The organism is Streptomyces sp. NPDC018947 (assembly GCF_044390505.1).
In the GTDB taxonomy this organism is placed as follows: domain Bacteria; phylum Actinomycetota; class Actinomycetes; order Streptomycetales; family Streptomycetaceae; genus Streptomyces.
The window spans coordinates 1-24614 of record NZ_JBIRZD010000018.1 but is presented as its reverse complement, the minus strand read 5'-3'; the positions used below and the strand labels follow the sequence as shown (position 1 = coordinate 24614).

Here is a 24614-nt window from a genome sequence, read left to right as displayed (position 1 = left end):
AAGCTCACGGCGGTGAGGGTGCGCGACATGGATCTCCAGGGAACGAGCGAGGGCCTGCACGAGCGGTGGGTCGACGGCGGGGACGGGCTCGCGGCAGCGCGGGGCCGTTTTCGCAGGTCCCGAACCACCACGTGCTCCATGGGCGTTCGGCACGGACCATACCGCTTACGCTCACGGGTTGTGGCAGGTCAGTGACTACTCGGCCCGGACACCGGAAGTATGAGGCGAAAAATACGCGGTTGACGACCAACTGGCTTTGGCCGAAAAGGGGTTGGATTCCGGCTCGGCGTCCTGATAGCCCGACGGCCGGAGGCGGTCGCACTGAGGGAAGTTCTGTGCCCCTTTCCTTGCAAGACACGACGTTTTACGACCACTCGATGACAAAGGCGGAGAAGATGCCCCTGCAGACCCACCCCGTCGACCACGAACTGATCCGCGCCGCCGCCGAGGTCGCCCGCACCCGCTGCCGGGGCGACAACCACACCATGGCGGCCGCTGCCCGCACCGAGGACGGCCGGATCGTCACCGCGGTCAACGCCTACCACTTCACCGGAGGCCCCTGCGCCGAACTCGTCCTCATCGGCACGGCGGCCGCCCAGGGCGCGTACGCGCTGGACACCATCGTCGCGGTGGGCGACCGCGACCGAGGGGTCGTCCCCCCGTGCGGCCGCTGCCGTCAGGTCCTGTTCGACTACTTCCCCACCGTCAAGGTCATCGTCGGCCCGACCGCCCACCCCCGCACAGTCCCGATCACCGACCTCCTGCCGGAGACGTATGTCTGGGCCGACCATCAGCTGGAGGCGGGGGTGGGAGAAGGGAGTCCTGAGTCGCGTGGGTGAATTGTCTCGGTGAGTGCCGTCAGCTCGCCTGCACCGCCGAGTACGTCCACACGTCGGCCGGGAGTTGGTGTTCCAGGCGCCAGGTGATCGCCATGGGCTTGCTGCCGGTGTGGCTCTGATAGGTCGCCGGACCGAGCAGCATCCAGGGCTGGGACTTGCCTATGTCGGTGTTCTTGTAGCGCCGCAGGAAGAGCAGGACGTGGCTCCCGCGCTGTGCGTGCTGCTGATAGCGCACGCCTGTACGGGAGTCGGCGGCAACCGCGTTCTGCGACTCCCAGTGGTAGAGGTGGGGGCTCAGCGCGTAGTCCTTGTACCGCACCGTCGGTGAGAAGTCCTTCTCGTTCTTCTCCTGAGTGATGAGCAGTGCGTCCGTCTGGAGTTCCTCGACCCACTGCACGCCCTGTGCGAACGACCGGGGCATCTGGCCGCCGAAGCGGGCGACGCCGAGGGCGGCGAGAATCTCGGAGCGGTTGTAGGAACTGTGCACCTTGAGCGGGAGGTGAGCGAGCGCCCCGGTCAGCGGGATGGGGAAGTGGTCGGCCTGCTCGATGACGTAGGACAGCAACTGCCGCAGCTCGTCACGGACTGCCCGCTGGGCGCGCAGCGACTCCAGCCCTTCCTCATAGCTGGTGAACCCACCGGCGTTGTCCCAGAGGTTGAAGAACAGCATTCGGGCGTACGCCTGGTCGGTGGGCCCCAGCGCGCTGTACGGCGGGACGTCGTCTTCGAGGAGGCGCAGATACGTCCGTGCGCGTTCTGGGTCGTCCACGTGGAGGAATGCGTGGGCCCGCTTGAGGAGCGCCGCCTCCTCCTGCGGCGCTGAGCCATCGAGCAGACCGGCTCGCCGGAGCACGGTAGTCCAGGAGTTGCCGCTCTTGTACAACTCCTTGATCTCTCGACGACTCTCCCGAAGGTAGTCGGCGAGGCGCGGAGTGCTGTACTGCTTGACCTCCTTCACCAGTGTCTTCACAGTGGCGCCGAGCTGGGTCCTGATGTTGTCGAGGACGAGGTCCTTCGACTTGCCCTCCAGGATGATCTGGCAGCCGGACGGTAGCTGGGGGAATCCCCGCTCGATGTGTTCGACGAGTCGGTTCCGCGAAAGATTGGTCAGGGCGCGGAACTGCTCCTCGAATCGGAACTCCGCACGGTGCTGCCCGATGAAGTCGAGGACGGTGAGCACCGGCTTGGTTTCGGTGCGACGCAGACCCCGCCCCAGTTGCTGAAGGAAGACCGTGGCGCTGTTGGTGGGGCGCAGCAGGAGAAGGGTGTCGACGTCGGGGATGTCGAGCCCTTCGTTGAACAGGTCGACCGAGAAGATCACCTGGAGCTTTCCGTCCCGCAAGTCCGTCAGCGCCTGGGCGCGTACGTCCGCCGGTGAGTCGCTGTCGAGCGCCACCGCCTGGAAGTTGGCCTTGCGGAAGAAATCCGCCATGTAGTGCGCGTGCGCCTTGGTGACACAGAAGCCGAGGGCCCGCATGGAGCCGGGGTCGGAGACCTTGTCCTTGATCTGCTTCACCACGATTCGGGCCCGCGCAGCATTGCCCGTAAAGACGTTTCCGAGTTCCTGGTCGGCGTAGGAGCCCTTCTGCCAGCCGAGATTGGTCAGATCCGTGCCGTCCGGGAGGCCGAAGTAGTGGAACGGACACAATAGGTCGTTCTCCAGGGCCTCCCAGAGCCTCATCTCGGCAGCGATGCGCCCTTCGAAGAATGCGTCCTGCACATTGCACCCGTCCATCCGTTCCGGAGTGGCGGTCAGGCCCAACAGTTCCTTCGGGGTGAAGTGGTCGATGACCCTCCGGTAGGTGGAGGCCGTGGCGTGGTGGAACTCGTCGATGACGATGACGTCGAAGTGGTCCGGGGCGAGTTGTTCCAGTCGCTGCACATTGAGGGACTGCACGCTGGCGAAGACGTGGTTCCACTCGCGTGGATCCGCGCCGCCGTGCAGGAGTTCTCCGAACGAGGCGTCGTCCAGCACCTCACGATAGGTGCGCAAGGACTGCTTGAGGATCTCCTTGCGATGCGCCACGAACAGCAGCCGCGGCCGATCACCGGTCCACTTCTTGCACAGACCGCGGTAGTCGAGCGCGGCCATCACGGTCTTACCGGTCCCTGTTGCCGCGACGAGCAGATTGCGGTGCCGCCCGCGGATCTCGCGCTCGACGGTCAACCGCTCGAGCATGTCCCGCTGGTGCGGGAAGGGGCGGACTTGGAGACCGGAGAGGTTGATCTTCAGGTCGGTGGATTTCGTAGACCCGCTCGCCTGGGCGAGTGCTCCGTCGAGGCGCTCGGCGTGGAGATCGGGGTCGTACGTCTCGAAGGCCGTGTCGTTCCAGTACGTGTCGAACGTCGCCTCGAACTTGTCGAGCACTGCCGGCGTGGCCACCGACGACAGGCGTACGTTCCACTCCAGGCCGTCGAGGAGCGCGGCCCGGGACAGGTTCGAGCTGCCGACGTACGCCGTGTCGAAACCCGTCTTGCGGCGGAAGAGCCAGGCTTTGGCGTGCAGCCGCGTCGAGCGGATCTCGTAGTTGACCTTGACGGTGGCCCCGAAGTCACGTACGAGCCGGTCGAGCGCGTGACGGTCGGTGGCACCCATGTAGGTGGTGGTGATGACCCGGATCGGTACGCCCCGCTCCTTGGCGGCGCGCAGCGAATCCTCCAGGACACGAATTCCGTACCACTTCACGAACGCGCACAGCAGGTCGACGCGGTCTGCCGTGGCCAGCTCGGCTCTCAGTTCCGAGCCCAGACTGAGGTCCTCGGGTGAGTTGGTGAGCAGTGACGTTTCCGAGAGCGGTGTGAGCGGGCGGATGGCGTAGGCGCCTGGGGCTTCCTGCTCGGCGAGGGCCAGCAGTTGCCGAGGCCCCTCCACGATGACGCCGGCCGAGCCGGCGCCACCCGCATGCGCGGGCAGGGACTCCAGGATGCGGTTGGCGAAGGGGACTTGCTGGTCGAGTGGGAGCTGGGCGAGGTGTCGGGCCACCATCTCCCCGACGTGTCGGGCCAGCACATGAGGCGAGGACTCCGCGCTGACCTCCGCGTCGATGGCCTTCCAGCCCATCGCTTCGAGCTGCGTCAGCTCGTCACGCACGTTCTCCGTGATCAGCTTTTCGTAGACCCCTGAGATCGGCTGCGCGAGCTCCCCTGTGTCCCCCACCAAGACCCCCTCGTACAACTGGCGATGTGGGTCAGTTCTAACAGGGGCCACTGACAGTCAGGTCACCGACCACACCAGGCGGTCACAAGGGGATACGCGCCCCGTCACGCCCCGCTTCCATGGCACTCCCCGTAAACCCGCCCCGACCCGCACCAGCACCCCGCCCCCCGCTGCGGAGGCCACGCCACCGCGCGGCCCCGGGCCGCCAGGGTCGTCGCGTACTGGGGGAGCAGGGTCGGGTCGGACGGGGTCGTGCCCTCCGAGGCCGCGAAGGCCTCGTAGGAGGGCACCGTTCCCTGGACGACGCCCAGGTTCGGTGTGCCGGAGGCGGCCAGTTCGCGCAGGGCCGCTTCTATCGTGGTCAGGTGCTCCTCGTAGGAGGGGTACTCCGCGGACAGCGGCGGGTACGCCTCGAGGAGTTCCGTCAGTTCGCCGGCCGGCCAGTGGAGCATGGCCACGGGGAAGGGGCGGGACAGGGCCTCGCGGTAGGCGCCCAGCTCGGCGCGCAGGCGGGAGATCTCCGCGCGGAGGTCGGCCGGGTCGTCCGAGCCGAGGGACCAGACGCGTTTCGGGTCGTGCAGCTCGTCCAGCGAGACCGGCATCGAGTGGAGGGTGTCCGCGAGGCGGTCCCAGTCGTCGTGGGGCGCGCCCAGCATCCTCCGCACCCGGTGACGCCCGTACAGGAGGGGATGCGTGGCGTACGGGGGTTCGGCCACGTCCGTCAGGAGCAGGCGGGCGCCCTCCGTGAACGTCTCCTGGGCCGCCTCCAGCTCGTCGTGGGCCTCCAGGGCCTCGGCCACGATCACCCAGGGGGCCGCATCGCGGGGGGCCGTCGTGCGGACGCCCTCGATGATCGCCCTGGCCTCCGCCTCGTGGCCGTACTCCCACAGGTTCGACGCCTTGAGGGCGCGGACCAGGGACGGGTTCTCCAGCCCGACCGGTGAGGACAGCAGGCGGTCGTAGAGCTTGGTCGCGGAGGGGCGGTCGCCGGAGAGTTCCAGGTGGGCCGCGGCGCGCACCAGGAGGGCCTCGGCGTCCTCCGGGTACAGGGCCGCGGTCCGCTCCAGGCGGGCGGCTTCCGCGGCGTGGTCGACGTTTTCGGCTGGCGTGTCGGGGCGCATGGGGGACACGGTACTGCCGCCGGGTGACGAAGGTGAGGGGCCGGGAGGGCCCTGCCCGCGTGCCGGGACCCGGAAGCCTTACCGGTTTCCCGGCGGCCTCAGCCCCGCTCCCGCACCACCCCCACCAGCACCGCCGCCACCGCCGCCAGCCCCGCCGACATCCACAGGGCCGTGTCCGCGCCCCTCCCCGCGTCGTCCGCCGACGTGGCGACCGCGATGGTCAGGGCGACGCCCGCGCACGAGCCGATGTAGCGGAACGTCTGCTGCGCCCCCGACCCCATCGCCGCCCGCGCCGCCGGTACCGACTCCACGGCGAGCAGCGGCAGCGCGGCGTTCAGCAGGCCGCTGCCCACTCCGCCCAGGACCAGGCCCGGCAGCAGACGGGTCCAGGAACCGGCGCCGACCGCGCCGAGCATCGTCAGGGCGCCCGCCGCGTGCAGGGCGAAGCCGACGGTGAGCTGGTGGCGGGGCGGGACGCGGTGGGCGATGCGGCGGGCCTGGAGGGCGACGGCGAAGGACAGGCCGGACCACAGCAGGAACAGCCACGCCGTGTCCATCGGGGAGAGCCCGAGCCGCTGCTGGAGCAGTGCCGGAAGGAAACTGAACAGTCCGATCACCGCCAGGCCCGTGAACAGGCCGCCCGCGGACGACGCCAGGAAGGGCGCCCGGCGCAGCAGGGACAGGTCGATCATCGGCGTGGCCGCGCGGCGCTCCAACACGGCGAACAGGGCGCCCAGCAGCACGGTCGCCGCCAGCAGCAGGCCCACCGGCGTCCGCAGCCAGCCGTCCCGGCCCAGCGTCACCGCCGCCACCAGCGCGACCAGCGCGAGTCCGAAGGTCACCGCCCCGGCGAGGTCCGGCCGGCCGCCCCGCGGTGAGCGCGACTCCGTCAGGGCGCGCGCTCCGAGGCCCGCGACGACCAGCGTGGCGGCGCCGAGGACGACGTACGACAGCCGCCAGTCGGGGATCGCGCCGGCGAGGAGGGGGCCCACCGCGATGCCGCCGCTGACGAAGGCGCCCCACACGCCGGTCGCGCGCAGCCGTCCGGCCGGGGTCGGGAACGCGTGGACCAGCAGGCCCAGGCTGCTGGCCAGCAGGGCCGCGCTCGCCGCGCCCTGCGCGACGCGGGCCAGGGTGAACAGCCACGTCGTGGTGGCGAAGGCGCCCAGGACGGTGGTGACGCCGAGCGCCAGGGTGCCGGAGACGAAGATCCGGCGGCGCCCGTAGTCGTCGGCCAGGGAGCCCGCCACCAGGAGCAGCGCGGCCAGGCCCAGCGGGGTGCCGTTGAGCAGCCACGCCTGCGCGGACAGCGGGGTGTGCAGGTCGGCGGCGGTCTCGGGGAGCGTGACCATCGGCGCGGTGTACGTCATCAGGGCCATGGCGGTCGCGGCGCTCGTGAGGCCGAGGGCGAGGCCGGGGCGGTCCCTGCCGTGTCCGGTGCCTTCACGGGCACCGGGGCCGGTGTCGGCGTCCGCGCCGGTGCCGATGGGGGAGTCCGTGCCGATGTCGGTCATGTCCGTCCGCTCTCCCGGTCCAGGTCGAGCCCGGGGCAAGGATGAGTTCGGTGACTGAACTGACCCCGGGCAGGGACAACCTAGCATTTACGGTTCGATGAATGAACCTACTGGCGGACAGTGGCTACAGTGGGTCCATGGCACTGGGCAAGGACTACGCGACGCAGGAATGCGCGATCGCCCGCGCGCTGGAGGTCGTCGGCGAGCGCTGGACGCTGCTCGTGATCCGCGACGCGCTCTACGGCGTCCGGCGCTACAACGACTTCCTCGTCCACCTCGGCATCCCGCGCGCCGTCCTCGCCAACCGCCTCCAGACGCTCACCGCCGAGGGCATCCTGGAGAAGCGCCGGTACCAGGAGTCGCCGCCGCGGGACGAGTACGTCGTCACCGACCGCGGCATCGCCCTGTGGCCGGCCCTGCGCGCGCTCGGCCTCTGGGGCCGCGAGTACCTCGGCGGCCGGCCGCTGCGCACCTTCTGGCACGCCGACTGCGGCACCGAGCTGGGCCCGTACGGCGAATGCCCCGCCTGCGGCAGGGCCGTGGCCGTCCGGGACGTCCAGATGAGGCCGGGCCCCGGACTCGACCCGCACCCCGCGGACCCGGTCAGCAGGGCGCTGCTCGAGCCCCGGCGGCTCCTCCAGCCGATCGGCACCGACCGGCCCGCCGAGCCGGACCCCGCCTGACCGCACCGGCCCGCACCCCCCTGTGGGCACCCCGAGGGGTCCTGTATAACTGGGGCCGAAGCGCGTACGAGAGGAGGAGCCGTTCATGACCCGGAACAGGGCCGTGCCGCGCCCCCTCCTCGTGCTGCTGCTCGTCCTCCTGCCCGTCGCCCTCGTCGACGTCGGCAGCCTCTCCGCCACCGTCGCGCTCGTCGCGACCGCCGCGGCCGGCTCCGCCCTCGCCGTCTGCGCCCTGATCACCGCGCGCTGCGTGCCCGCCGTGCCGCCCACCCGGGTGCGTACGGCCATCAGGGACCGGGACCGCCGCACGGCCTTCCTGCCGCAACGCGACCCCGACGCCGCCGGACGCCGCCGGCCCCGGGCACCCGGATCCGCCCTCCCGGCGACCACCGCGTAGGGCATCCCCGCACCTCGTCAGGCCCATGCACCCGCGCGGGTCGTCATGCCGCACACCTTGATCACCCGATCGTTCCGGCACGACGAGACCCCCGGAGGGCTCCTCACCCATGTCCGTTTTCGCCAGCCTGGTCGAGCACCTGGCCGACCTGCTCCAGCCGCTGTTCGGCGCCTCGGCCGCGGCCGCCGCCATCGTCCTGTTCACCGCTCTCGTACGACTGCTCGTCCATCCCCTGTCCCGGGCCGCCGCCCGCGGGCAGAAGGCGCGCGCCGAACTCCAGCCGAGGATCGCCGAGCTGCGGCGCAAGCACGCGAAGAACCCCGAGCGGCTCCAGCGGGCCGTACGGGAACTGCACTCCGAGGAGAAGGTGTCGCCGCTGTCGGGCTGCCTGCCGAGCCTGTGCCAGATGCCCGCGTTCTTCCTGCTCTACCACCTCTTCTCGAGCGGCACGATCGGCGGCGAGGCCAACTCCCTGCTCTCCCACCGGCTGTTCGACGCGCCGCTCGGCGGGCGGTGGGCCGACGCGCTCGCGGACGGCGGACTCCTCGGCGGCGCCGGGCTCGTGTACGCGGGACTGTTCGCCCTCGTCGCCTGCGTCGCCGCCTTCGGCTACCGGCTGACCCGGCGGACGATGGCGGACCGGCCGCTGCTGCCGGCGGGCGACGGGGACCAGCAGGTGCCGGGGATGGGCGCCCTCACCAAGGTCATGCCGTTCATGTCCTTCTTCACGCTCGTCACCGTGGCCGTCGTACCGCTGGCCGCCGCCCTCTACATCGTCACCAGCACCACCTGGAGCGCCGTCGAGCGGGCCGCCCTGTACCACTGAACCCCGCCCGCGCCCCGGTCCAGTACGTGAACGGGGTCTTGCGGACTGGAACGCGACCTTGGACGATCGAACAGTCCTCCGAGGGCTGCGTGCTGCCGCAACCAGGTCGCACCTCATCGGGCGGGCGCCCGCGACAGAGGGAGTTGGGGAATGAAGTTGCTGCGAGTCGGTACGGCGGGGTCGGAGCGGCCCGCGCTGCTCGACACCGACGGGACACTGCGTGACCTGTCGGGCGTGGTGACGGACATCGACGGCGCGCTGCTCGCCGACGACGAGGCGCTCGCCCGGGTACGGGCCGCCGCCGCGTCCGGTGAGCTGCCGGCCCTGGACGCCGCCGGGCTGCGCGTCGGGCCGCCCGTGGGGCGCATCGGCAAGGTCGTGTGCATCGGGCTGAACTACTTCGACCACGCCCGCGAGACGGGGGCAGAGCCGCCCGCCGAGCCCGTCGTCTTCCTCAAGGCGCCGGACACCGTGGTCGGGCCGGACGACACCGTGCTCGTGCCGCGCGGCTCCGTGAAGACCGACTGGGAGGTGGAGCTGGCGGTCGTGATCGGGCGTACGGCCCGGTACCTGGCGTCTGCCGAGGAGGGGCTGGCGTGCGTCGCCGGGTACGCGGTCGCGCACGACGTGTCCGAGCGGGAGTTCCAGATCGAGCGGGGCGGGACCTGGGACAAGGGGAAGAACTGCGAGACGTTCAACCCGCTGGGGCCGTGGCTGGTGACCGCCGACGAGGTGCCCGACCCGCAGCGGCTGCCGCTGCGGCTGTGGGTGAACGGCGAGCTGAAACAGGACGGGACGACCGCCGAGCAGATCTTCCCGGTGGGCGAGGTCGTGCGGTACGTCAGCCAGTTCATGGTGCTGCGCCCCGGTGACGTCATCAACACCGGGACGCCGGCGGGCGTGGCCATGGGGCAGCCCGAGCCCAAGCCGTATCTGCGGGCGGGGGACGTCGTGGAGCTGGAGATCGAGGGACTGGGGCGCCAGCGGCAGCAGCTCAAGGACGCCTGAGGGGGGCGGGGCGCGGGTGGGCCGTCGCCGCCCGCGCCCGTACGGCGGTGCCGTCCGCGCCCGCGAGGGACGTGGCCCTCAGGCCAGCAGCGCGGCGAGCCGCCGCCAGCCCTCCCTCGGCAGGGTGCCCGCCGGGGCGTCCTCCACCACCTGGAGGGCCACGTGGTCCGCGCCCGCGTCGTGGAAGGCGGCGATGCGCTCGCGGACGGTGTCCTCGTCGCCCCACGCGAAGACGGCGTCGATCAGGCGGTCGCTGCCGCCTCCGGTGACGTCGTCCTCGGTGAAGCCGAGGCTGAGGAAGTTCCTGGTGTAGTTCGGCAGTTCCAGGTACCGGGCGAGGAAGGCGCGGGCCGTCGCGCGGGCGCGGAACGGGTCGGTGTCCAGGACCACCTTGAACTCCGGGGCCAGCAGCGGGCCTTCGCCGAGCCTCTCGCGGGCCCGCGCGGTGTGCTCCGGCGTGACCAGGTACGGGATCGCGCCCGCCGCCCGGTCCCGGGCCAGCTCCAGCATCCGGGGCCCGAGCGCCGCCAGCACCCGGTGACCGGGCCGCATCCCGGCGCGGTCCAGCTCGTCGAGGTAGCCGGTCATCTTCGCGTACGGCCGGCCGTACCCCGCGACGCGCGGACCGTGGCTCACTCCGAGGCCGAGCACGAAACGGCCGGGGTGGGCCACTTCCAGCTCGGCGAAGGAGGCCGCCGCGGCGGAGGCCTCGTGCTCCCAGACGCTCTGGATGCTGGTGCCGACGACGACACGCGAACTCGCCGCGACCAGCGGGGCCGCGTCCCGGGCGGAGCTGTTGCCGCCCAGCCACACGGCGCCGAACCCGAGCCGCTCCAGCTCGGCGACGGCATCGGCGCGTTCGGCGGCGCCCGCCGGGGCGTCGGCCCGCAGTTGCGCGCTCCAGACGCCGTACCGTCCGACCGATTCCTTCAGTGCTGCCGTCGCGTCGTTCATCGGTTCCGATCCCTCCGTGGGCACGTGGTCGTCCGGCGTATGCCGCGTGCCAACGAGAGGGACCGGGCGATCATTCCCCGGGCGGGCCCGTCCGGGCTATTCGCCGAGGAACCGCTCCAGCGCCTCCACGACCAGCAGGTGGTCCTGGATCTGCGGCAGCCCCGACACGGTCACCGCGCCGACCACACCCACGCCCTCCACGGTGACCGGGAAGGAACCGCCGTGCGCCGCGTACGTGTCCGGGTCGAGCCGCGAGGACTCCTCGAAGGTCGTGCCCTTGGCCCGGAACCGCGCGCCGACCAGGTACGACGCCGATCCGTACCGTTCCACGACCCGGCGCTTGCGGGCGATCCAGGCGTCGTTGTCCGGGGTCGAGCCGGGCAGGGCGGCGTGGAAGAGCTGCTGGCCCGCACGGTGGATGTCGACGGCGAGCGGCGCCTCGCGCTCCCTGGCCAGCTCGACCAGCAGGGAGCCGAGCGCCCACGCGTCGTCGTTCGTGAACCGGCGGAAGACCAGGCGGCGTTCCTGCTCCTCCAGCTCCTCCACCGTCGGGGCGGGGATCTGTTCGCGCGTCACAGGGACACCACCACCGCGTCGCGGGCGGAACGTCGGGCCGCCTCCAGGACGTCGAGGGCGGCGGCCGCCTCCCGTGCGCCGACCGGGTTCGGGCCGTCGCCCCGCAGCGCCTCGACGACCGCCGCGTAGTAGGCGGGGTAGTCGCCCGCCACGGTGGCCTCCACGCGTCCGCCGCCGGTCAGCGGGGACTCCCCGGAGCCCACGCGGCCCCAGAGCGACTCGTCCTCCTCGCCCCAGCCGGCACCCGGCCGCTTGCCCTCGCGCAGCGCGGCCTCCTGCGGGTCCAGGCCGTACTTGACGTAGCCGGCCTGTGAGCCGAGGACCTGGAAACGGGGGCCGAGCTGGGCGGCGGTGGAGGAGACGTACAGGTGGGAGCGGACGCCGTTCGCGTGCGTCAGGGCGATGAACGTGTCGTCGTCCGCCTCGGCGCCCGCGCGCCGCACGACCGACTCGGCGTACACCTGCGTGACGGGGCCGAACAGGACGAGCGCCTGGTCGACGACGTGGCTGCCGAGGTCGTACAGCAGCCCGCCGATCTCGGCCGGGTCGCCGGACTCGCGCCAGCCGCCCTTGGGCTTGGGCCGCCAGCGCTCGAAGCGTGACTCGAAGCGCCAGACGTCGCCGAGGGCGCCCTCGTCCAGCAGCTTGCGGAGGGTGAGGAAGTCGTTGTCCCAGCGGCGGTTCTGGAAGACGGAGAGCAGCAGGCCGCGCTCCTCGGCCAGCGCGGCCAGCTCGCGTGCCTCGGCCGCCGTGCCCGCGACCGGCTTGTCCACCACGACCGGCAGGCCGGCCCGCAGGGCCCGCGCGGCGAGCGGGACGTGCGTCTTGTTGGGGGACGCGACGACGATCAGGTCCAGGTCGGCGGCCCGGTCGAACAGCTCGTCCGCACGGGCGACGGTCCGTACGTCCGGGTACGCGTCGCGGGCCTGCCGCTGCCGGTCGGGGTTCGAGGTGACGACCGTGTCCAGGGCCAGGCCCTCGGTGGCGGCGATCAGGGGGGCGTGGAAGACGGAGCCCGCGAGGCCGTAGCCGACGAGGCCGACGCGCAGAGGGGTGCCGGGGGGAGTACCAGTCATGCGTCCACTTTCGCAACGCGGTTGCCAAAGTGCAAGCGCGGGGGACAATGGGGGTGTGAACAGGGAGAACGGCGAGGGTGCGGGGCGGGGTGCCGCCGAGGGCACGCGCGGTGCCGAGGGTGGGGCGCGCGGTGGCGGGCGCGGGGTGGCGGCCGTGGGCGCCGGCCTGCTCGGGTCGCGCAGCCGCAACACCGCCCTGGCCCTCGACCTGCTGCGCACCGCTGGGGCGGAGGGCATCAGCCGGCTCGAACTCGCCGAGCGCACCGGGCTCACCCCGCAGGCGGTCAGCAAGATCACCGCGCGGCTGCGGGCGGTGGGCCTCGCCGCGGAAGCCGGGCGCCGCGCCTCCACGGGAGGCAAACCGCGCACGGTGCTGAGGCTGGTGCCGGGGGCCGGGCACGCGGTGGGCGTGCACCTGGACCGGGACGAGCTGCGGGCGGTGCTGGTCGACCTGGAGGGGGCGGTCCTGGGGGAGCGGCGGACTCCGCTGGACCTGGGCGCGGGCGCGCCGACGGTGCTGGAGGGCGTGGCGCGGGCGGCCGGCGAACTGGCGGCCGACGTCCTGGGAGCGCCGGCCGGGGACCTCGCCGGCGCCCCGGCCCTCCTCGGCCTCGGTGTCGCCCTGCCGGGCCCCCTCGACCACGTCCGGGGCGTACTGCACCGGGTCACCGGCTTCCCGGAATGGGACGGCTTCCCCCTGCGGGACGCCCTGGCGCGGCGGCTCGGCGTGCCGGTCGTCGTCGACAAGGACACCAACGCGGCGGCCCTGGGGCTCGCGGTGGCGGGCGTGTGCGCGGGCGAGGAGGCGCCGGCACCGGGGCCGGGCGCGGCCGGAGGGGTCGGGTCGTCCGGCGCGGTCGGGGTCGGCCCGGCGGGCGGGCGTCCGGACGGCGGCGGGTCCTTCGCCTACCTGCACCTCGGTACCGGACTCGGCGCCGGACTCGTGATCGGGGGCGCCGTGCACCGGGGGGCGCGGACCGGGGCGGGGGAGTTCGGGCATCAGGTCGTCCAGCTCGACGGTCCGCCGTGCACCTGCGGCGGGCGCGGCTGCGTCGAGGCGCTGTGCCTGGCCGCCGTCACCCGGGGCGACCTCGCCGAGGCGGCCCGCGTACTGGGCACGGGCGCCGCGAACCTCGCCGGGCTGCTCGACATCGACCTGGTCCTGCTCGGCGGCCGTACCGTCGCCGCCGCGCCCGAGGCGTTCGTCGCCGGGGTCGGCGCCGTCCTCGACGCGCGGGCCCGCCGCGAGGGCGGCCACGAGAGCGCCGTACCGGTGCGCATCGCGCCCGGCGCCGCCCACGGGGTCGCCCGGGGCGCGGCCCAACTGCTCCTGGCCCCGCTGTTCGGCCGCGACGACGCCTGAACCCGGGCCGGGGGCCTGTCGGGGCGGACCCGTCTTTGTATGGGGAGCTGCTCCGGGGGCCTGTCGGGTCGGCCCGGGTCGGACCCGCCGGGCCAGCGCCTGGCCCGGTCGGGGTGTGTCCGGCCGCCGGACGGGCGGACCGGTGCCGCCGTTCGAGGGGCGGGACCCGAACGGCGGTGCCGGTGGGGGGTGTTCTCCGGCACGCTCATGTGTTTATGCGACTGTTCACGCCCGCGTCCCCCTGCCTGGTGGCGGCAGCCGCCCTCCTGGCGGCCGCCGCGCAGAGCGCCGCCGCGCCCCCGGCCCCCGCCGACCCGCGGGCCCCGCTGCCCGCCTGCACGGCGTCCGAGGACCACACCTTCCCGCTCACCACCCGCCTCCACGGCGGCCCCAGCGGCTACGAGCCCGGCGGGGGCTACGGCACCTGGTACCTGGACCTCACCAACACCACGTCCCGCACCTGCGAGGCCGTCCATCCGGTCGTCGTCCTCGTCGACGACCGTCGGGCCCTGAAGCCCGAGCAGGCCCGCCTGGAGTTCTCCGACGGCGCGCGCACCCGGGCCGTCACCTTCGAGGCCACCGACCGGGACGAACTGATCGGCGCCTTCGGCGAGGACGGCGAGGACGGCGAGCAGGGCGGCGCGGCCTTCCCCGGTTTCACCGTCGGCCCCGGCAGGACCCTCACCGTGAAGGTCCGGCTCGCCCTGACCTCGGACGCCGTGGCGAACCACGTCACCGCCAACGCCGCCGTCGTGCAGCGCCGCGGCGGCGACGGCGAGTGGATCGGCCAGTCGAACGACTACCGCTTCCGCGTCGGGGCCCCCGGCGCGGCGTCCCCGGACGAGTCGGCCGCCGCGCGGAACGCCGACCCCGTCACCCCCTCCGTCGCCTCCACCCCCGACGGCCGGGGCGCCGGCTTCCCGTTCGCCGACGAGCTGGCCGGCACCGGCACGGGCCGCGTGGACGCCGCCCTGGCTACCGCCGCCCTGCTCCTGGCCGCCGGCGCCGCGGCCGTGTTCCTCACCCGCGGACGCCGCTGACCCCCGCACCGCCCCCGGAGGCCCCGGCACCTCCCGCACCCGCGTCTGCGACGATCCCTGCGTGGACTACCCGAACGACCAGGCCCCCGGCGCCCCCGTCCGCTCCGGGATCCCCGAGCACGGCCGCGTGCCCAAGTACTACGCCGTCAAGGCACGGATCGACCGCCTCGTGAGCGAGCTGGGCGAGGGCGGCGTCATCCCCACCGAGCGGGACCTCTCCGAGCGGTACGGCGTCGCCCGCGAGACGGTCCGCCAGGCCCTGCGCGAGCTGGTGCTGGAGGGCAAGCTGCGTCGGCGGGGCCGCGGCACGGTCGTCGCCGGCCCCAAGCTCGCCCAGCCGCTGTCGCTGGCCAGCTACACCGAGGGCGTCCGGCGCCAGGGCCGTACCCCCGGCCGCGCGCTCGTCACCCTCGACCGCTTCCCCTGCCCCGCCCCGCTCGCCGCCGAGACCGGCCTGACCCGCGGGGAGCCCGTCTGGCACCTGGAGCGCGTGCTGCTCGCGGACGACGAGCGGGTCGGCCTGGAGAGCACGTACGTCTCCGTGGCCCGCGTCCCGGACCTGGACACCGCCTTCGACCCGGACTCGTCCTTCTACGCCCATCTCGCCCGGGAGGGCATCGCGTTCGGCGACGCCGACGAACGGATCGAGACCGTGCTCGCCACCCCGCGCGAGGCCCTCCTCATCGGCACCCCGCCGGCCCTGCCGATGCTGCTCATCCACCGCGTCTCCCGTGACACCGAGGGCCTCCCCCTGGAGCGGGTGCGGACCCTGTACCGGGGCGACCGGTTCTCGTTCACGACCCACCTCCAGGGCTGAGAAGCACCCGAAACATCCCTTTCAGGAACCCTTTGCCCCACCTGTCAATATCACGAAAAGGTAACGGGTCTAGCCCAAACGTGATGCCCGGTTCACGCTCTCGTTGTCAGCCGGATCCCTCCGGTTCCCCGACGCAGAGGAGCGTTGCGGTCGTGAGAGTGATAGTCGTCGGAGCCGGCGTGGTGGGCACCATGCACGCCTGGCACGCAGTGGAACGCGGCCACGAGGTCGTACAGATCGAGCGCGAGAGCGAGGCGCGCGGCGCCTCGCTGCGCAACTTCGGCCAGATCTGGGTCAGCGGCCGGGCGGGCGGCGAGGAGCTGGAGACCGCCCTGCGGGCCCGGGAGCTGTGGGAGGGGATCGGCGCCCGCGTACCTGCCCTCGGTTTCCGCCCCAACGGCTCCCTGACCCCGCTGCGTGGAGACCTGGAACGCGCCGTCGCCGAGGCCGCCGTCTCCCGCCCGGACGCCGCCGCCCGCGGGCACCAGCTCCTCGGCCCCGAGGAGGCGCGCGCCCTGAACCCGGCCCTGCGCGGCCGGTTCGACGCCGCCCTGTACTGCGAGCGGGACGCCGCCGTCGAGCCGCGCACCGCCCAGGTCGCGCTGCGCGCCGAACTGCTCAGGTCCCCGGAGTACACGTTCCTGCCCGGCCGCGAGGTCCGCGAGGTCGTCGGCGAGAGTGCCGTCCGCGACGACCACGGCGACCTCCACAGCGGCGACGTCGTCGTCCTGTGCACCGGAGCCTGGCTCGGCGGCCTGGTCCGCGAACTGGCCGGGCCCGGCCTGCCCGTGCGCCGGGTCCGCCTCCAGATGATGCAGACCGACCCGCTGGGCGAACCGCTGACCACCTCGGTCGCCGACGCCGACAGCTTCCGCTACTACCCGGCGTACGGCTCGCCCGCCCTCGACGAGCTGAACGCCCGGCAGCCGCAGCCGGCCACCGCCGCCGAGCACCGCATGCAGCTCCTGATGGTGCAGCGCGCCGACGGCGGACTGACCATCGGCGACACCCACGAGTACGAGCACCCCTTCGCCTTCGACACCGACGAGGAGCCCTACGAGCACCTCACCGGCGTCGTCGAGTCCTTCCTCGGCCGCCCGCTGCCGAGGATCCGCCGCCGCTGGGCCGGCGTGTACGCGCAGTGCACGGACACGAGCCGTGTCGTGCACCGCCAGCAGGTCCGGGACGGCGTCTGGCTGGTCACCGGGCCCGGCGGGCGCGGCATGACCTGCTCACCCGCGATCGCCGAGACCACCGCGAACGAACTGGGCTGGTGACAACAGACATGAACCCCACCCCCGCACCCGACGGCGTCCGCCTCGTCGTCCTCGACATGGCCGGCACCACCGTCGCCGACGGCGGCCTCGTCGAGCGCGCCTTCGACACCGCCGCCCGCGAACTGGGCGTCGAGCCCGGCACCCCCGACCACGCCGCCAAGCTCGACTACGTCCGCGCCACCATGGGCGAGTCCAAGATCTCCGTCTTCCGGCACCTGTTCGGCGACGAGGAGCGCGCCCGGCGTGCCAACACCGCGTTCGAGCAGGCGTACGGCGCACTCGTCGACGGCGGCCTGATCGCCCCCGTCCCCGGCGCCCGGGAGGCCGTCGAGGAACTCGCCGCCGACGGCCGCACCGTGGTCCTGACCACCGGTTTCGCCCGCGTCACCCAGGACGCGATTCTCGACGCGCTCGGCTGGCGCGACCTGGTGCCGCTCACCCTGTGCCCGGCCGACGCCGGGGGCCGCGGACGCCCGTACCCCGACATGGTGCTGACGGCGTTCCTGCGCACGTGGGCCGCGGACGCCCTGCAGCAGGTCGCCGTCGTCGGCGACACCTCGTACGACGTGCTCAGCGGCGTACGCGCCGGTGCGGGCCTGGTCGCCGGGGTGCGCACCGGGGCCCACGGCGACGACGCCTTCCGCGCGGCCGGCGCCCACCACGTCCTCGACTCCGTCGCCGGCCTGCCCGCCCTCCTGCGGGGAGCGGGCTGATGGCCGACAGCGGCATCCGCTTCGACGCGGTGACCGTCGCCTACGACGGCAACGTCGTGCTCGACGCCCTCGACCTCACCGTGGAACCCGGCGAGGTCATGGCCCTCCTCGGGCCGTCCGGATCCGGCAAGACCACCGCGCTGCGGGCGGTCGCCGGGTTCGTACGGCCCGCCTCGGGACGGGTGTTCCTCGGCGGCCGCGACGTCACCGGCCTGCCCCCGCACCGGCGCGGCATCGGCATGGTCGTCCAGCAGTACGCCCTCTTCCCGCACATGCGGGTCGAGGACAACGTGGCCTTCGGGCTCCGTGCCCGCAAGGCGCCCCGCGCCGGCATCCGCGAACGGGTCGCCGAGGCCCTGGAGATGACCGGCATGGGCGCCTACGCCCGCCGCTACCCGCGCGAGCTGTCCGGCGGCCAGCAGCAGCGCGTCGCCATCGCCCGCGCCCTCGCCGTACGGCCCGGCGTCCTGCTCCTGGACGAACCGCTCTCCGCGCTCGACGCCCGGCTGCGCTCCGGCATGCTCGCCGAACTGGCCCGGCTGCACCGCGAACTGCCCGACGTGTCGATCCTCTACGTCACCCACGACCAGATGGAGGCGCTGACCCTCGCCGACCGGATCGCGGTGATGGACCGCGCCCGCCTCCGGGCCTGCGGGACCCCGCGCGAGCTGTACCGTGCGCCGGCCGACGAGTTCACGGCGTCCTTCGTGGGCAACGCGAACCTGCTGCCGGTGACGGTGGCGGCCGCCGGAGCGGTCCTCGGGGACGCGGAGATCGAGGTCGACACGGCGGACGCCGTGCCGGGCGCCTCGGCCACCCTCTGCGTACGGCCGCACCTCGTCGGCCTCGGCGACGGGCCCAACCGGCTCACCGGGACCGTGGAGGAGATCCAGTGGCGGGGGGCCACCCACCGGCTGTACGTCGACGTCGCGGGCCACCGGGTGATGGCCGACGTGCGCGAGCTGAAGTCGCCGCCCGTGCACGGGGAGCCCGTGCACCTGCACTTCGCGTCCGAGGACGCGGTGCTGCTGCCCGCCGGGGTGGACCATGGCTGAGGCCGTCGCCGAGCCGCGGGCCGTCGCGGGCCCGGCGCGCGGTACCGCGCGCCCCCACGCGGCGCGGCTGCTGTGGGCCCTTCCTCCCGTCGCCCTGCTCGCCGTCTTCTTCCTCTACCCCCTCACCCTCGTCGTCCAGCAGTCCTTTCGGCCGGACACCGGAGGCACCTCCCTGCGGCCGTACGCCGACGTCTTCGCCTCGGAGGCGTTCCGCGAGGCGCTGTGGACCACCGTGTGGCTCGCGGTCGCCGCCACCGCCGGCTGCCTGGTGCTCGGCTTCGTGCTCGCGCTGGTCATCGCCTTCGTGCCGTTCCCCGGCGCCCGCGCCGTCTCCCGCTTCGTCGACGTCTTCCTGTCCTTCCCGTCGTTCCTGATCACGCTCGCCCTGCTGTTCGTCTACGGCACGGTCGGCATGGCCAACGGCGCGTGGACCGGCGTCACCGGCGCCGCGGAGGGCCCGTTCCAGTTCCTGAACACGCCCTGGGGCGTGCTGCTCGCGGAGATCACGTACTTCACGCCGTTCGTGATGCGCCCACTGCTCGCCGCGTTCTCGCAGCTCGACACCGCCCAGCTCGAGGCGGCCGGATCGCTCGGGGCGCGGGCGCCGCGGATCGTGCGGCGGATCATCCTGCCCGAGGCGCTGCCCGCGCTCGCCTCCGGCGGCAGCCTCGTCCTCGTCCTGTGCCTCAACGAGTTCGGCATCGTCCTGTTCACCGGCGCCAAGGGCGTCACGACCCTGCCGATGCTCGTCTACGGCAAGGCCATCCTGGAGTCCGACTACCCGGGTGCCTGCGTCGTCGCCGTCGTCAACGTCCTGATCTCCGTGGGCCTGTACGGCCTCTACCGGGTGGTGAGCCGCCGTGCTGGTGCATAGCCGACGGGCCAGGTGGGCCGTGTGGGCGGTGTTCCTCGTCCTGTTCCTGCCCCTGTTCGCCCTGCCGCTCCTCGTCGTCCTCGGCGCCTCCTTCGCCACCCACTGGTCGGGCGTCCTGCCCTCGGACCTCACCACCGCCAACTACCGCGCCGCCACCCACGGCGAGGCCCTGCGCGCCCTCACGACGAGTCTGGTCACCGCCGTCACCGCGAGCCTGCTCGCGCTGGCCGCCGGCACCTGGGCCGCGCTCGCGGGCGCGGCGCTGGGGAAGCGGCACCGCAAGGTGCTGGACGCCCTGTTCGTGCTGCCGGTGGCCGTGCCCTCGGTCGTCGTCGGCCTCGCGGTCCTGGTGGCCTTCTCCCAGCCGCCGATGGCGCTCAACGGCACGCGCTGGATCGTGATCGTCGCCCACACCGTCCTGGTCACCGCCTTCGCCCACCAGTCCGTGTCCGCCGCGATCACCCGCCTCGACCCGGCGTACGAGCAGGCCGCCGCGTGTCTCGGCGCCTCCCCGGCGTACGTCCTGTGGCGGGTCAGGCTGCCGCTGCTGCTGCCGTCCCTGACCGCCGCCGCAGGGCTCTGCTTCGCCCTGTCCATGGGCGAACTGAGCGCCACGATGATGCTCTACCCGCCGGACTGGACCCCGCTGCCCGTGCTGATCCACGCCTCCACCGACCGCGGCGCCCTGTTCACCGGCTCGGCGATCGCCGTGGTCCTGATGACCGCCACGCTCCTGGTGCTGCTCGCCGTCTCCCGGATCCGCACCAGAGCCTCCTACCGGTAAGACCTGCAAGTCCGACAGGGCCGGTAAGGCCCGCACCCATCCCTCCCCGCGCAAGGAGTCCCTCTCGCCATGCCCAGGAACACCCGCAAGCCGCTCGCCGCCGCCCTCTGCCTCCTCGCCCTCCCGCTGGCCGCCTGCTCCGGCACCTCCTCCGCCTCCGACGAGAACGTCGTCACCGTCTACAGCGCCGACGGCCTCAAGGGCGAGAAGGGCGACGGCTGGTACGACCGGGTCTTCGCGGACTTCGAGAAGGAGACCGGCATCAAGGTCGAGTACGTCGAGGGCGGCTCCGGCGAGATGGTGCAGCGCGCCGCCCGCGAGAAGCGCAACCCGCAGGCCGACGTCCTCGTCACCCTGCCGCCCTTCATCCAGCAGGCCGACACCAAGGGCCTGCTGCAGAAGTACGCCCCCGAGGGCGCCGACCGGGTCGACGGCGCCGACAAGGCCGCGAACGGCACCTGGACCGCCGTCGTCAACAACTACTTCGGCTTCGTCCACAACAAGAAGGAGCTGAAGCAGCCCCCCGCCACCTGGGAGGACCTGCTCGACGACACCTACGAGAACAAGCTCCAGTACTCGACCCCCGGTGTCGCCGGCGACGGCACCGCCGTCCTCATCAAGGCCATGCACGACTTCGGCGGCGAGAAGCCGGCCATGGAGTACCTCGGCAGGCTCCAGAAGAACAACGTCGGCCCCTCCGCCTCCACCGGCAAGCTCGCGCCCAAGGTCGACAAGGGCGAACTGCTCGTCGCCAACGGGGACGTCCAGATGAACTACGCCCAGTCCAAGACCATGCCGAACCTCGGCATCTGGTTCCCGGCCCGCGAGGGCGGCAGGCCCACCACCTTCGCCCTGCCCTACGCGGCCGGCCTCGTCACCGACGCCCCGCACGGCGACAACGGGCGCAAGCTCCTCGACTACATGCTGAGCCTGAAGGCGCAGCGGCAGGTCAGCGAGATCGGCGGCGGCTTCGCGGCCCGCGGGGACGTCGGGGCCACCGACGCCGACGCCGTCGCGCTGACCCGGCTGATGGACGGCGTCGAGGTCTTCGAGCCCGACTGGAACGACATCGAGAAGAACCTCACCTCGTACGTCGACGCGTGGAAGCGCGCCACCGGAAGCTGAGACGGGCGTTCCGCCAAGATCCCGCTCTGTTTAGGCTGGGGCACACGCAGGACCGCGTACGGCAGGAGATCCCGCACATGGCAGACCGCAAGCCCATCGAATCGTGGCTCACCGACATGGACGGGGTGCTCATCCACGAGGGCGTACCGATCCCCGGCGCCGACGCCTTCATCAAGAAGCTGCGCGAGTCCGGCAAGCCCTTCCTCGTACTGACCAACAACTCGATCTACACCCCGCGCGACCTGCACGCCCGGCTGCGCCGCATGGGGCTGGAGGTGCCCGTCGAGGCCATCTGGACCTCGGCGCTGGCCACCGCCAAGTTCCTCGACGACCAGCGGCCGTGCGGCTCGGCGTACGTGATCGGCGAGGCCGGCCTGACCACGGCCCTGCACGACATCGGCTACATCCTCACCGACCACGACCCCGACTACGTGGTCCTCGGCGAGACCCGCACCTACTCCTTCGAGGCCATGACGAAGGCGGTCCGGCTGATCAACGCCGGGGCCCGGTTCATCTGCACCAACCCCGACGAGACCGGCCCCTCCACCGAGGGCCCGCTCCCGGCGACCGGCGCCGTGGCCGCGCTGATCACCAAGGCCACCGGCAAGCAGCCCTACTTCGCGGGCAAACCCAACCCGCTGATGATGCGCACGGGGCTCAACGCGATCGGCGCCCACTCCGAGTCCAGCGCGATGATCGGCGACCGCATGGACACCGACGTGCTGGCCGGCATGGAGGCCGGGATGCAGACCTTCCTGGTGCTCACCGGCCTCACCCGGCCCGAGCAGGTCGAGGACTTCCCGTACCGCCCGTCCCAGGTGGTCGACTCGATCGCGGACCTCGTCGAACGGATCTGAAACCCGTACGACCCCCGCCTTACCCGTTCGGAGCAGCGACGCCCCCGTACCGGATGCGGGGGCGGTCCCCGCGGGGGAGCCTCCAGGTGACTGGAGGTACACGATGGGCTCACTGAAGGTAACTCTCTGTGCCGCGGCCGCGCTGGCCGCGGCGGCGGCACCGTTCGCACCGGCGGCCCACGCGGCGGACGGAGGCGGCGTCTCCGTGACTCCGTCCACCCCGGTGCCCGGTGCCGACGTCACCCTGCGCGTGCCGGGCTGCGCCGAGAAGACGGCCGTCGCCGTCTCGGCGGCGTTCGAGACCGACGTACGGCTCTCCCTGGCCGAGAAGGACGGCGTCCTCGTCGGATCCAGCCGGGTCCGCACCTCGGTGGAGGCCGGCGTCTACGCCGTGCAGGTCACCTGCGGCAGGAACGCCCGCGAGGGCACCATCACCGTGCACGAGCGCCCCGGCCCGGCCGACCGGCCGTCGGCGCCCGCCTCACCGGTCGCCCCGGTCCACGCGGGCGGCGGCGGAAGCGCCGAGCTGGCCGTGTCCACCGCCGACGACGGGGCGCGGGCCGAGCCCCCGGGCACCGCGCACACCGTGACCGGCCTCGTGCTCGCCGGGATCGCCGCCGTCGCCGTGGCGCTGCGCGGGGTGCGCAGCCGGAGTCGCAGGACGGACTGACCATGTCCGACCAGGACCGACCCCAGGAGCAGGACCACGAACGCGTCTCCGGCCCCGGCCGCCTGGTGAGCGGCATCGCCTGGGTGGTGCTGCTCCTCGGGCTGTGGCTGTGGGGCCGCGAGGCCACCGACGTGCGGGAAGGGATATCGGGTCCGGCCACCGGCGACATGGCGGCGGCCGGACGCCCTCCCGACATACCGCTGCCGCCCGCCCACGCCCCTCTCGGCGACGCCCTGCCCGAGCGGCTCGACGTCCCGGAACTCGGCATCCGGGCCCCGGTGACGGCCCGCGGCCTCGACGCGGAGGGAGCCATCGAGCCGCCCTCCTTCGACCAGGCCGACACCGTCGGCTGGTACGCGGCCGGCGTCACACCGGGGGAGGCCGGGACCGCCCTGATGGTGGGACACGTGGACACCGAGACCCGGCCCGCCGTCTTCTACAAGCTCAGCACCCTGGAACCCGGCCAGACGGTCCGGGTGGTCCGCGAGGACGCCGAGGTCGCCGAGTTCACCGTCGACGACGTCCAGGTCCTCGAACGCGACGGTTTCGACGCCCGGCAGGCCTACGGACCGCGCGACACCGGCCGCGCCGAGCTGCGGCTGATCACCTGCGGCGGCACCTTCGACCACGCCAGCAACAGCTACACGGCCAACGTCGTGGTCTCGGCGTACCTCACCGGCACCGGCCCCTGACCCCGTCCGCGGAGCGTCGTCGGTGCCCGGGCCGTATGTCAGGATTGAGCCTCCGAACAGTGCGCCCAGGGGGGTTGGATGTACGGCAGCAGGGGGGCCGGAGGGACGTCCGTGAAGCGGGCGTCCGCGGCGGTGCTGGGGGCGGCGCTGCTGATCGCCGGATGCTCGTCGTCCGGGGACGGGGACGGCAAGGGCGCGGGGGCAGGGATCACCCAGCGGCCCGCGGAGACCGTCCCGTTCTGGGTCAACCCGGACGGCAGGGCGGCCGAGGAGCTGGTGTCCCTGGAGAAGGCCGGGAAGAAGGACCAGGCCGACCGGATCCGGGAGATAGCCCAGCAGCCGACCGCCGAGTGGATCAGCCCGGAGAACCCGGAGGAGCAGGCCCGCGGCCTCACCGAGGCCGCCGACGAGGCCGGACGCACCGCGCTGCTCGTCCTCTACAACATCCCGCACCGCGACTGCGGCCAGTACTCCCGGGGCGGAGCGGCCGACGGCGACGCCTACCGCGCCTTCGTCGACGGCGTGGCCAAGGGAATCGGCGACCGCTCCGCCACCGTCGTCCTGGAGCCGGACGCGGTGCTCCACCTCGTCGACGGCTGCACCCCGCGGGAGTTCCACGAGGAGCGCTACGACCTCCTCCGGGGAGCCGTCGCCAAGCTCACCGCGCTGAAGAACACCAAGGTCTACCTGGACGCGGGCAACGCCGGCTGGGGGCACCCCGACCAGATCTTCGAGCCGCTGGAGCGGGCCGGTGTCGGCCGGGCCGACGGCTTCGCGGTCAACGTCTCGAACTTCTACTCCACCGAGGAGTCCATCGCCTACGGCAAGCAGCTCTCCGCCAAGGTGGGCGGCAAGCACTTCGTCGTCGACACCAGCCGCAACGGCAACGGCCCCTACACGGAGGGCGCCCCCGACGAACGCTGGTGCAACCCTCCGGGCAGGGCCCTCGGCGAACCCCCCACCGTCAAGACGGCCGACCCCCTGGTGGACGCCTACCTGTGGATCAAACGCCCGGGCGAATCGGACGGCGAATGCAAGGGCGGCCCCAAGGCGGGCGACTGGTGGCCGGAGTACGCCCTGAAACTGACGGAGGGCTAGGCTGTTTCGTTTGGATCACCGGGCGGACCAGAGGAAGATGCCCGCGATGTGGAGTCCGGCCAGGTAGATGGTGGCGGTCTTCTCGTAGCGGGTGGCGA

The 24614-nt window shown here is 72.9% G+C and carries 24 protein-coding genes; 18 read left to right on the top strand and 6 right to left on the bottom strand.

What is annotated here, in order from left to right; genetic code table 11:
• The first annotated feature begins 395 nt into the window (after positions 1–395).
• A complete protein-coding gene (locus ACH499_RS29005) occupies positions 396–839 on the top strand; it encodes a cytidine deaminase family protein (RefSeq protein WP_399019602.1) in 444 nt (147 codons plus the stop codon).
• A 19-nt stretch (positions 840–858) separates the two neighbouring features.
• Here the strand turns inward: ACH499_RS29005 and ACH499_RS29000 are convergent, their stop codons facing one another.
• The 3 genes from ACH499_RS29000 to ACH499_RS28990 all read right to left on the bottom strand — a co-directional run bounded on the left by ACH499_RS29000 (position 859) and on the right by ACH499_RS28990 (position 6631).
• Entirely contained in the window at positions 859–3999 is a 3141-nt protein-coding gene (locus ACH499_RS29000) for a DUF3427 domain-containing protein (RefSeq protein ID WP_399019436.1), read from the bottom strand.
• Positions 4000–4100: 101 nt separating this feature from the next.
• Positions 4101–5117: an SEC-C metal-binding domain-containing protein gene (locus ACH499_RS28995; protein WP_399019434.1), complete on the bottom strand. Its 1017-nt coding sequence runs from the start codon at positions 5115–5117 to the stop codon at positions 4101–4103.
• 98 nt (positions 5118–5215) lie between these two features.
• A complete protein-coding gene (locus ACH499_RS28990; protein WP_399019432.1) occupies positions 5216–6631 on the bottom strand; it encodes an MFS transporter in 1416 nt (471 codons plus the stop codon).
• A 137-nt stretch (positions 6632–6768) separates the two neighbouring features.
• Between ACH499_RS28990 and ACH499_RS28985 the strand changes: the two genes are divergently transcribed.
• The 4 genes from ACH499_RS28985 (at position 6769) to ACH499_RS28970 (ending at position 9545) form a co-directional block, all read left to right on the top strand.
• The gene (locus tag ACH499_RS28985) at positions 6769–7314 is read left to right on the top strand and encodes a helix-turn-helix domain-containing protein (RefSeq protein WP_356196263.1); all 546 of its coding nucleotides are present in this window, start codon (positions 6769–6771) and stop codon (positions 7312–7314) included.
• A gap of 85 nt (positions 7315–7399) precedes the next feature.
• Positions 7400–7711 carry a DUF6412 domain-containing protein gene (locus ACH499_RS28980; RefSeq protein ID WP_399019429.1) on the top strand — a complete coding sequence of 104 codons (312 nt, stop codon included), beginning with the start codon at positions 7400–7402 and terminating at the stop codon, positions 7709–7711.
• Between the two features lie 109 nt (positions 7712–7820).
• Positions 7821–8537: a YidC/Oxa1 family membrane protein insertase gene (locus ACH499_RS28975; RefSeq protein ID WP_356196269.1), complete on the top strand. Its 717-nt coding sequence runs from the start codon at positions 7821–7823 to the stop codon at positions 8535–8537.
• Between the two features lie 150 nt (positions 8538–8687).
• Entirely contained in the window at positions 8688–9545 is an 858-nt protein-coding gene (locus ACH499_RS28970) for a fumarylacetoacetate hydrolase family protein (RefSeq protein WP_356196271.1), read from the top strand.
• 78 nt (positions 9546–9623) lie between these two features.
• On the opposite strand, the gene ACH499_RS28965 is transcribed toward ACH499_RS28970, so the two are convergent.
• From ACH499_RS28965 to ACH499_RS28955, 3 genes are all read right to left on the bottom strand, one after another.
• A complete protein-coding gene (locus tag ACH499_RS28965; protein ID WP_399019426.1) occupies positions 9624–10499 on the bottom strand; it encodes an LLM class F420-dependent oxidoreductase in 876 nt (291 codons plus the stop codon).
• A gap of 96 nt (positions 10500–10595) precedes the next feature.
• Entirely contained in the window at positions 10596–11075 is a 480-nt protein-coding gene (locus ACH499_RS28960; protein WP_356196273.1) for a heme-degrading domain-containing protein, read from the bottom strand.
• Positions 11072–12151 carry a Gfo/Idh/MocA family oxidoreductase gene (locus tag ACH499_RS28955; RefSeq protein WP_399019424.1) on the bottom strand — a complete coding sequence of 360 codons (1080 nt, stop codon included), beginning with the start codon at positions 12149–12151 and terminating at the stop codon, positions 11072–11074. Before ACH499_RS28955 ends, ACH499_RS28960 begins: the two co-directional genes overlap by 4 nt.
• Positions 12152–12305: 154 nt before the next feature.
• Here ACH499_RS28955 and ACH499_RS28950 point away from each other — a divergent pair, with 154 nt between their 5' ends.
• The 13 genes from ACH499_RS28950 (at position 12306) to ACH499_RS28890 (ending at position 24516) form a co-directional block, all read left to right on the top strand.
• The gene (locus ACH499_RS28950; protein WP_399019600.1) at positions 12306–13514 is read left to right on the top strand and encodes an ROK family protein; all 1209 of its coding nucleotides are present in this window, start codon (positions 12306–12308) and stop codon (positions 13512–13514) included.
• Positions 13515–13729: 215 nt separating this feature from the next.
• Entirely contained in the window at positions 13730–14554 is an 825-nt protein-coding gene (locus tag ACH499_RS28945; protein ID WP_399019422.1) for a hypothetical protein, read from the top strand.
• 61 nt (positions 14555–14615) lie between these two features.
• Positions 14616–15371 (top strand): GntR family transcriptional regulator, encoded by a 756-nt coding sequence (locus tag ACH499_RS28940; RefSeq protein ID WP_356196280.1) that lies wholly within the window; start codon positions 14616–14618, stop codon positions 15369–15371.
• A 152-nt stretch (positions 15372–15523) separates the two neighbouring features.
• On the top strand, positions 15524–16648 hold the full coding sequence (locus ACH499_RS28935) for a TIGR03364 family FAD-dependent oxidoreductase (protein ID WP_399019420.1): 1125 nt from the start codon (positions 15524–15526) through the stop codon (positions 16646–16648).
• 8 nt (positions 16649–16656) lie between these two features.
• Complete coding sequence (locus ACH499_RS28930; protein WP_399019418.1) at positions 16657–17361, top strand: HAD family hydrolase; 705 nt, start codon at positions 16657–16659, stop codon at positions 17359–17361.
• On the top strand, positions 17361–18416 hold the full coding sequence (locus tag ACH499_RS28925) for an ABC transporter ATP-binding protein (RefSeq protein ID WP_399019416.1): 1056 nt from the start codon (positions 17361–17363) through the stop codon (positions 18414–18416). Before ACH499_RS28930 ends, ACH499_RS28925 begins: the two co-directional genes overlap by 1 nt.
• Positions 18409–19290, top strand: coding sequence for a 2-aminoethylphosphonate ABC transporter permease subunit (locus tag ACH499_RS28920; RefSeq protein ID WP_356196287.1), 882 nt, complete (start codon positions 18409–18411; stop codon positions 19288–19290). Before ACH499_RS28925 ends, ACH499_RS28920 begins: the two co-directional genes overlap by 8 nt.
• Entirely contained in the window at positions 19277–20074 is a 798-nt protein-coding gene (locus ACH499_RS28915) for an ABC transporter permease subunit (protein WP_356196290.1), read from the top strand. Before ACH499_RS28920 ends, ACH499_RS28915 begins: the two co-directional genes overlap by 14 nt.
• A 69-nt stretch (positions 20075–20143) precedes the next feature.
• Positions 20144–21199, top strand: a complete 1056-nt coding sequence (locus ACH499_RS28910; RefSeq protein WP_356196293.1) for a 2-aminoethylphosphonate ABC transporter substrate-binding protein — start codon at positions 20144–20146, stop codon at positions 21197–21199.
• A 77-nt stretch (positions 21200–21276) separates the two neighbouring features.
• Complete coding sequence (locus tag ACH499_RS28905) at positions 21277–22056, top strand: HAD-IIA family hydrolase (protein ID WP_356196295.1); 780 nt, start codon at positions 21277–21279, stop codon at positions 22054–22056.
• Between the two features lie 103 nt (positions 22057–22159).
• Positions 22160–22726: a hypothetical protein gene (locus ACH499_RS28900; RefSeq protein WP_356196297.1), complete on the top strand. Its 567-nt coding sequence runs from the start codon at positions 22160–22162 to the stop codon at positions 22724–22726.
• 2 nt (positions 22727–22728) lie between these two features.
• Complete coding sequence (locus tag ACH499_RS28895) at positions 22729–23418, top strand: class F sortase (protein WP_399019413.1); 690 nt, start codon at positions 22729–22731, stop codon at positions 23416–23418.
• 78 nt (positions 23419–23496) lie between these two features.
• Positions 23497–24516 (top strand): glycoside hydrolase family 6 protein, encoded by a 1020-nt coding sequence (locus ACH499_RS28890; protein WP_399019411.1) that lies wholly within the window; start codon positions 23497–23499, stop codon positions 24514–24516.
• Positions 24517–24614: the final 98 nt, after the last annotated feature.

Excerpts from the sequence above, each read along its gene's own strand:
- ACH499_RS28895 (WP_399019413.1), top strand. The coding sequence starts at position 22,729 with ATGTCCGACCAGGACCGACCCCAGGAGCAGGACCACGAACGCGTCTCC.
- ACH499_RS28930 (WP_399019418.1), top strand. The coding sequence starts at position 16,657 with ATGAACCCCACCCCCGCACCCGACGGCGTCCGCCTCGTCGTCCTCGAC.
- ACH499_RS28965 (WP_399019426.1), bottom strand. The coding sequence starts at position 10,499 with ATGAACGACGCGACGGCAGCACTGAAGGAATCGGTCGGACGGTACGGC.
- ACH499_RS28980 (WP_399019429.1), top strand. The coding sequence starts at position 7,400 with ATGACCCGGAACAGGGCCGTGCCGCGCCCCCTCCTCGTGCTGCTGCTC.
- ACH499_RS28900 (WP_356196297.1), top strand. The coding sequence starts at position 22,160 with ATGGGCTCACTGAAGGTAACTCTCTGTGCCGCGGCCGCGCTGGCCGCG.
- ACH499_RS28990 (WP_399019432.1), bottom strand. The coding sequence starts at position 6,631 with ATGACCGACATCGGCACGGACTCCCCCATCGGCACCGGCGCGGACGCC.
- ACH499_RS28890 (WP_399019411.1), top strand. The coding sequence starts at position 23,497 with ATGTACGGCAGCAGGGGGGCCGGAGGGACGTCCGTGAAGCGGGCGTCC.
- ACH499_RS28925 (WP_399019416.1), top strand. The coding sequence starts at position 17,361 with ATGGCCGACAGCGGCATCCGCTTCGACGCGGTGACCGTCGCCTACGAC.
- ACH499_RS28970 (WP_356196271.1), top strand. The coding sequence starts at position 8,688 with ATGAAGTTGCTGCGAGTCGGTACGGCGGGGTCGGAGCGGCCCGCGCTG.
- ACH499_RS28910 (WP_356196293.1), top strand. The coding sequence starts at position 20,144 with ATGCCCAGGAACACCCGCAAGCCGCTCGCCGCCGCCCTCTGCCTCCTC.
- ACH499_RS28920 (WP_356196287.1), top strand. The coding sequence starts at position 18,409 with ATGGCTGAGGCCGTCGCCGAGCCGCGGGCCGTCGCGGGCCCGGCGCGC.
- ACH499_RS28995 (WP_399019434.1), bottom strand. The coding sequence starts at position 5,117 with ATGCGCCCCGACACGCCAGCCGAAAACGTCGACCACGCCGCGGAAGCC.
- ACH499_RS29005 (WP_399019602.1), top strand. The coding sequence starts at position 396 with ATGCCCCTGCAGACCCACCCCGTCGACCACGAACTGATCCGCGCCGCC.
- ACH499_RS28975 (WP_356196269.1), top strand. The coding sequence starts at position 7,821 with ATGTCCGTTTTCGCCAGCCTGGTCGAGCACCTGGCCGACCTGCTCCAG.
- ACH499_RS28945 (WP_399019422.1), top strand. The coding sequence starts at position 13,730 with ATGCGACTGTTCACGCCCGCGTCCCCCTGCCTGGTGGCGGCAGCCGCC.
- ACH499_RS28905 (WP_356196295.1), top strand. The coding sequence starts at position 21,277 with ATGGCAGACCGCAAGCCCATCGAATCGTGGCTCACCGACATGGACGGG.
- ACH499_RS28955 (WP_399019424.1), bottom strand. The coding sequence starts at position 12,151 with ATGACTGGTACTCCCCCCGGCACCCCTCTGCGCGTCGGCCTCGTCGGC.
- ACH499_RS28985 (WP_356196263.1), top strand. The coding sequence starts at position 6,769 with ATGGCACTGGGCAAGGACTACGCGACGCAGGAATGCGCGATCGCCCGC.